Genomic DNA, 6082 nt, shown 5'->3' on the forward strand with positions numbered 1-6082 from the left:
GTAGCGTAAACCGCTCTGGATTGCTTCGCTTCGCTCGCAATGACGGTGTTTCAGCCCTCGACATTCCCCCGATACCGCCGGCTGCCGCGCAGCACGGCGCCGCTCTCCATCTCGACGTCGAAATCGCCGCTCTTCAGCGTGACGACGCGGCGCACCGCGTCGCGGCGGACGAGGCGGCTGCGGTGGATGCGGACGAAGCCGGCGGCGGCGAGTTCGCTTTCGATCGCGGTCAGCGTCGCGCGGTGAAGCAAAGTCTGGCCGCGCCAGGCGATCTCGACATAATTGCCGGCGGCGGCGACATGCTCGATCTCGCCGACCGGCAGATGGTGCGTGACCGCGCCGTCGCCGACCGCAAGCGTCGCGGGTCCGGGCGTCGCGGCGGGTGGTATGGCGTAGCGCGCGACGAGCCACTGGACGAGGAAGAGGATGAAGACGAGCTCGGTATAGGCCGAGATGTCCTTGCGCAATTCATAGAGGATCGGCGAGCCGTCGGGCGCGGTGAAATGATAGGTGAGCCCCATCAGCCGCCAGAGCGCGGTGCGGAAGCCGGCCATCAGCGCGATATGGCCGAGCGACACCGGGATGGCGAGCAACGCGTGGATCGCGACGGTCCACGGCAGGGCGACGCGCGGCGGGCGGATGCGCCGCACCGCGAACCAGCAGGGGATCATCATCACCGCCCAGGCGATCAGGCTGCTGCCCTCCAGCATCCAGGCAATCGTCGGCGAGGTGGCGAGGCCCGCACCCTCGCGGTCGGCGATGTAGGAATAGACGTTGGCGGCGATGCGGACGAGCCCGAAGCAGAAGATCGCCGCGAGCAGCAGCGCGGTGAGCGCGCGGGCGCTGAGCCCGCCAGTGGGGCCGCTCGTCCCGGCTGCGCCGCCGCTCGTCCCTCGCGCTTCTTCGTCCGTCACACCGGCTCCGCTTCTCGTCCCGCCGGGATCGCCCGCCGGCCGCTTTCCCGATTAGCGGCAGCGGCACGAACCGGCAAAGGAGTTTCGCCGCGATGGACATGAAACGGCATTATGGAATGGACTGGCTCAGGATCGGCGCCTTCGCGCTGCTGATCCTCTATCATATCGGCATGTTTTTCGTGCCGTGGGGATGGCACGTCAAAACGCCGCGGCCGATGGACTGGGTGGAAATTCCGATGCTCGCGACGAATAGCTGGCGGCTGCCTTTGCTCTTCCTCGTCTCGGGCTATGCGAGCGCGGCGCTGTTCGCGAAGCTCGGCGCGCCGGGCGCTTTCCTGCGTTCGCGCGCCGCGCGGCTGCTGATCCCGCTCGCCTTCGGCATGATCATCGTTATCCCGGTGCAGCCGTGGATCGAACTGACGACGCAGCATGGTTATGCGGAGGGGTTCCTGCATTTCTGGGCCCATGATTATTTCCGCTTCGGCACGCTCGACGGGATCGTGCTGCCGACGTGGCAGCATCTGTGGTTCGTCGTCTATCTCTTTGCCTATACGCTGCTCGCGGTCGCGGTTCTGGCGGGGGTTCCCGAAAAGGCGCGGAGCCGGGTCGCCGACGGCGCCGCGCGGTTGCTCGGCGGCTGGGGGATGCTGGCGCTGCCGCTCGCGGCTTGGCTCGCAATTTTGTTCGCCTTTCCCGGCTATCGCGAGACCCATGCGCTGTTCGACGACGGGCCGAACCATCTCCACTATCTGGTGCCCTTCTTCATCGGCTGGCTGCTGCGCGCGCGACCGGCGCTGTTCGCGGCGGTCGCGCGCTGCTGGCCCGCCGCGGCGGTGGCGGCGCTCGCGGCCTATGCCTATGTCGCCTGGGCGGTGGCCAGCGCGCCGGGCGAGGGGCCGCCCGCGGGAATCGTCACGCCCGTCATGGTTCTGCGGCTGGTGCAGGGCTGGGCGGCGATCGTCGCGCTGGTCGGGATCGCCGACCGCTTCTGGAACCGCGACCACGGGTGGCGCGCGACGCTCGCCGAGGCGGTGTTCCCCTTTTACATCATCCATCAGACGATCATCATCCTGGTGGGATATGGGCTGCTGCGCGCGGGCGTGGCGGCGTTGCCGTCCTTTGCGGTGCTGCTCGCGGCGACCGTCATCGGATGCTGGCTTTTCTATGCGATCGGGCGCAGCATCGGCTGGCTGCGGCCGCTGATCGGACTGCAGAAACGATAGGAGGCGGTCATGGGGGCGGTGAAAGCGGTCATGGCGATCGTCGGGGTCGCGGCGATCCTGATGGGCGGCCTGTGGATGTTGCAGGGGCTCGATATCGTGCACTGGCCCGAAAGCAGCTTCATGCTCGGCGACCGGGTGTGGACGCGCAATGGGGCGGTGCTGGCGGTGGCCGGTATCCTGCTCGTCTGGTTCGGGCGGAAGCGCTAGACGGCAGCGAGCCGCGTCAGCGCGTCACCATCGACGCGCATCACCGTCCATTCGTCCATCATCCGGGCGCCGAGACTCTTGTAGAAACCGATCGACGGCGCGTTCCAGTCGAGAACCGACCATTCGAGGCGCGCGCAGTCGCGTTCGACGCAGAGCGTCGCGAGATGCGCGAGCAGCGCCTTGCCGAGGCCGGAGCCGCGCGCTTCGGGGCGGACGAACAGATCTTCGAGATAGATCCCCGGGCGCCCCTCGAAGGTCGAGAAATTGTGGAAGAAGAGCGCGAAGCCCTGCGCCGCGCCGTCGATCTCGCCGATCACGACCTCGGCATAGGGGCGCGAGCCGAAGAGTTTCTCGCCGAGCGCCGCCTCGTCGAACCGGACTTCGTGCGCGAGCTTTTCATAGTCGGCGAGCGCGCGGATCAACCCGGCGATCAGCGGCAGGTCGGCGGGCGTGGCGGGGCGGATGGAGAGGGTCATGGACGCGCTTTGTCCAGTCGGATGGGCGCTGTCAAATACGCTTTCGAATGCGCAGGATCGCCAGCGCGGCGATGACGAGCGCGGGCTGGCCGATCACGCCCGGCGCGTCGGCCCAGAAGGTCGCGGGGCCGCAGATGCCCGCCGCCACCTCGTAGATGTGGAGCGCGCCGTGCAGGGCGAGCCAGAGCCCGCCGACGACCGCGGCGCGCCAGCGGAGGGCGGGGTCGGCGGTCGCATAGAGCAGGATCAGGCCCGACCCCAGATAGGCGAGGCCGATGTCGCGGATGAAATGTGCATTCGGCGGGCCGGTGGTGACGACGGTGGGGATGAAGACATACCAGTCGAGCGGGCGGACGAGCATGAAGAGGCCGTTGGCGATCGTCGTGACCGCGGCGACGAGCAGCAGGAACTGGACGAGACGGTCGAGGGCGTCGGGTTTATCGGTCATGGCGGGGGCTCCTGCGATGCCGAGGAAGCTAGCCTTCGCCGACGGCGATGAAAAGGCGATGGCGCGTGTGGATCGGATGCCAGCTAGCGGCCGGAGGCGGACATGATCTCACATCGTCATCCCGGACTTGATCCGGGATCCATTCATCCGGCGCTGAGAGAATGGATCCCGGATCAAGTCCGGGATGACGGAGGTCTACAATCGACCGGCTGTTGACGTTTCTCTTTTCGTTACCCCGGACTTGATCCGGGGTCCCGCTTGAGATCGAAGGCCGCTCATTCGCAGGAAAAAGCGGGATCCCGGGTCAAGCCCGGGATGACGAACGGTGGGTAAGCCACCGTCCGCTCACCACCCCGAACCGGACGTGTCCGGTTGTTGTCCCGCGTCAGCGCCTCACGCTGCCTTGCCGTGCAGCGTGTCCATGCTCACCGCGCTGCCGGCGTCGATTTCGGCCGCCTTGGCTTCGACGAGCTTCACGATATGCGCGATCATGTCGGCGTCCTCGACATGGTGGTCGGTGACGCCCGAGAGATAGACCATATGCTTGCCGTTGCCGCCGCCGGTGATGCCGATGTCGGTCTCGCGCGCCTCGCCGGGGCCGTTGACGACGCAGCCGAGGACCGAGAGCGACATCGGGGTCTTGATGTGCTGAAGCGCGTCCTCGAGCGCCTGGACGGTGCGGATGACGTCGAAGCCCTGGCGCGCGCAGCTCGGGCACGAAACCACCCGGACGCCGCGGGTGCGCAGGCCGAGCGTCTTCAATATCTCGTAGCCGACGCGGACTTCCTCCTCGGGTTCGGCCGACAGGCTGACGCGGATCGTGTCGCCGATCCCGGCCCAGAGCAGGTTGCCGATGCCGAGCGCCGACTTGACCGTGCCGCCGATCAGCCCGCCCGCCTCGGTGATGCCGAGGTGCAGCGGGCAGTCGACCGCGTCGGCGAGCTGCATATAGGACGCGACCGCGAGAAAGACGTCGCTCGCCTTCACCGCGACCTTATAGTCGTGGAAATCATGGTCCTGGAGCAGCTTGATATGGTCGAGCGCGCTTTCGACGAGCGCTTCGGGGCAGGGCTCGCCATATTTTTCGAGCAGATCCTTTTCGAGGCTCCCCGCGTTGACGCCGATGCGGATCGCGCAGCCATTCGCCTTGGCGGCGCGCACGACTTCGCCGACGCGCTCCGACGAGCCGATGTTGCCGGGGTTGATGCGCAGGCACGCGGCGCCGGCGTCGGCGGCTTCGAGCGCGCGCTTGTAGTGGAAATGGATGTCGGCGATGATCGGAATGCGCGCCGCGCGGACGATGGCCCCAAGCGCCGCGGTGCTGTCGGTATCGGGGCAGGAGACGCGGATCAGGTCGGCGCCCGCATCCTCGCAGCGGCGGATCTGGTCGATCGTCGCCACCGGATCGGCGGTCGGGGTGTTCGTCATCGTCTGGACCGTGATCGGCGCGCCGCCGCCGACGGGGACGGTGCCGACCATGATCTGGCGGCTGGTCCGCCGCGCGATGTCGCGCCAGGGGCGCAGGCCAGGATTGTGATCGCTCATCGATTCAGGCTCGATACCAAGGAAGAAACCGGGCGCTCTTTAGCCTTCCGGCGCCGACTTGGCAAAGCGCAAGCGTGAAGCCGATGGTTGTTGCGCGAAAGACACAGGCCATCTTTCAATCGCGACTTACACGCAATTTTCATTTGTGCGATGCAACAACATCGGCAATTTTCCGCCCGTTCGTGGTATCGGGCCCGGTCAGAGGCATGGACGTGCAGGGCAGGCGGGACGATCCGGTAGCCATCAACGAAGGGGATCAACCCATGAAGTTTCTCGGCAAAGCATGTTTCGGCATGGTGCTCGCGGCATCGGCGATGTCGACTCCGGCCTTTGCACAGGATGACGCAAACAAGGCCGGTCCGTTCACCCTGTCGGGCGGCGTCGATATCGTGTCCGACTATCGCTATCGCGGCATTTCGCTGTCGAACGAGAAGGTCGAGATCCAGCCCAGCCTGACGCTGACCCACGACAGCGGCTTCTATGTCGGCACATGGGGATCGGGGCTTCCGAACAGCCCGCTCTACGGCAAGTTCGAGCTCGATCTGATCGCGGGCTTTTCGACCGAGGTGGCGCCGGGAACGACGCTCGACCTCAACACCACTTATTATGCCTATCCGGGGCATCATAAGGGTGCGGGGCCCGCCGACTATGTCGAGGTCATCGGCTCGCTGTCGCACGATATCGGCCCGCTTTCGGCGACCGGGCTCGTCGCATACGCCCCCAGCCAGAAATCGCTGGGAAGCGACGACAATCTCTATCTGAACCTCGGCCTCGGCTTCGGGATTCCGAACACGCCGGTCACACTGAACGCCGGCCTTGGTTACACCGATGGTTCGTTGGGCACCGCGGCGGCCGACGGCAATTATCTCGACTGGTCGATCGGCGCGTCCTACAGCGCCGGGCCCGCGACGCTGTCGGTCGCCTATATCGATACCGACATCAAAAAGACGGGCGTCAAGGCCGACGACACGCTTTACGATCCGACCGTGGTCTTCACGCTGGGCGTGGCTTTCTAAGCCCCCGGCAGGTCAGCGACCACGCGCTTGGGAGGGGGCGGCTTTCGGGGGAAGGCCGTCCCCTTTTTTATGGGCGACGTTTGGAGTGGGGGTGGGCGGCGTCATGTCGGCTTCCACCTTCGTAATCCCCGCGAAAGCGGGAATCCCGCTGCTGTACATCTTCTCTTCGTGCCTTCGTGCCTTCGTGCGAGATTTTTTGACTCGCACAAAGGCACAAAGGCACGAAGAAGAGCGGGATTCCCGCTTTCGCGGG

7 protein-coding genes are annotated in these 6082 nt (G+C 66.2%); 3 read left to right on the plus strand and 4 right to left on the minus strand.

Annotation, left to right across the window (positions count from 1 at the left end; all coding sequences use genetic code 11):
• Positions 1 to 50: 50 nt before the first annotated feature.
• Complete coding sequence (locus OJI97_RS11410; protein ID WP_297663569.1) at positions 51 to 914, minus strand: LytTR family DNA-binding domain-containing protein; 864 nt, start codon at positions 912 to 914, stop codon at positions 51 to 53.
• Positions 915 to 1006: 92 nt separating this feature from the next.
• Between OJI97_RS11410 and OJI97_RS11415 the strand changes: the two genes are divergently transcribed.
• The gene (locus tag OJI97_RS11415; protein WP_367184767.1) at positions 1007 to 2137 is read left to right on the plus strand and encodes an acyltransferase family protein; all 1131 of its coding nucleotides are present in this window, start codon (positions 1007 to 1009) and stop codon (positions 2135 to 2137) included.
• Positions 2138 to 2146: 9 nt separating this feature from the next.
• The gene (locus OJI97_RS11420) at positions 2147 to 2344 is read left to right on the plus strand and encodes a hypothetical protein (protein ID WP_297663571.1); all 198 of its coding nucleotides are present in this window, start codon (positions 2147 to 2149) and stop codon (positions 2342 to 2344) included.
• Here the strand turns inward: OJI97_RS11420 and OJI97_RS11425 are convergent.
• The 3 genes from OJI97_RS11425 to ispG all read right to left on the minus strand — a co-directional run bounded on the left by OJI97_RS11425 (position 2341) and on the right by ispG (position 4813).
• On the minus strand, positions 2341 to 2820 hold the full coding sequence (locus OJI97_RS11425; protein WP_297663573.1) for a GNAT family N-acetyltransferase: 480 nt from the start codon (positions 2818 to 2820) through the stop codon (positions 2341 to 2343). The two genes, OJI97_RS11420 and OJI97_RS11425, sit on opposite strands and share 4 nt — an antisense overlap.
• 31 nt (positions 2821 to 2851) lie before the next feature.
• Positions 2852 to 3268, minus strand: coding sequence for a hypothetical protein (locus OJI97_RS11430; protein WP_297663576.1), 417 nt, complete (start codon positions 3266 to 3268; stop codon positions 2852 to 2854).
• A 393-nt stretch (positions 3269 to 3661) separates the two neighbouring features.
• A complete protein-coding gene (gene ispG, locus OJI97_RS11435) occupies positions 3662 to 4813 on the minus strand; it encodes a flavodoxin-dependent (E)-4-hydroxy-3-methylbut-2-enyl-diphosphate synthase (protein WP_297663578.1) in 1152 nt (383 codons plus the stop codon).
• 263 nt (positions 4814 to 5076) lie between these two features.
• Here ispG and OJI97_RS11440 point away from each other — a divergent pair, with 263 nt between their 5' ends.
• The gene (locus OJI97_RS11440; protein ID WP_297663581.1) at positions 5077 to 5829 is read left to right on the plus strand and encodes a TorF family putative porin; all 753 of its coding nucleotides are present in this window, start codon (positions 5077 to 5079) and stop codon (positions 5827 to 5829) included.
• Positions 5830 to 6082: the final 253 nt, after the last annotated feature.

This window comes from Sphingopyxis sp. (genome assembly GCF_025869345.1).
GTDB lineage: Bacteria > Pseudomonadota > Alphaproteobacteria > Sphingomonadales > Sphingomonadaceae > Sphingopyxis.

Excerpts from the sequence above, each read along its gene's own strand:
- OJI97_RS11440 (WP_297663581.1), top strand. The coding sequence starts at position 5,077 with ATGAAGTTTCTCGGCAAAGCATGTTTCGGCATGGTGCTCGCGGCATCG.
- OJI97_RS11425 (WP_297663573.1), bottom strand. The coding sequence starts at position 2,820 with ATGACCCTCTCCATCCGCCCCGCCACGCCCGCCGACCTGCCGCTGATC.
- OJI97_RS11415 (WP_367184767.1), top strand. The coding sequence starts at position 1,007 with ATGGACATGAAACGGCATTATGGAATGGACTGGCTCAGGATCGGCGCC.
- ispG (WP_297663578.1), bottom strand. The coding sequence starts at position 4,813 with ATGAGCGATCACAATCCTGGCCTGCGCCCCTGGCGCGACATCGCGCGG.
- OJI97_RS11430 (WP_297663576.1), bottom strand. The coding sequence starts at position 3,268 with ATGACCGATAAACCCGACGCCCTCGACCGTCTCGTCCAGTTCCTGCTG.
- OJI97_RS11420 (WP_297663571.1), top strand. The coding sequence starts at position 2,147 with ATGGGGGCGGTGAAAGCGGTCATGGCGATCGTCGGGGTCGCGGCGATC.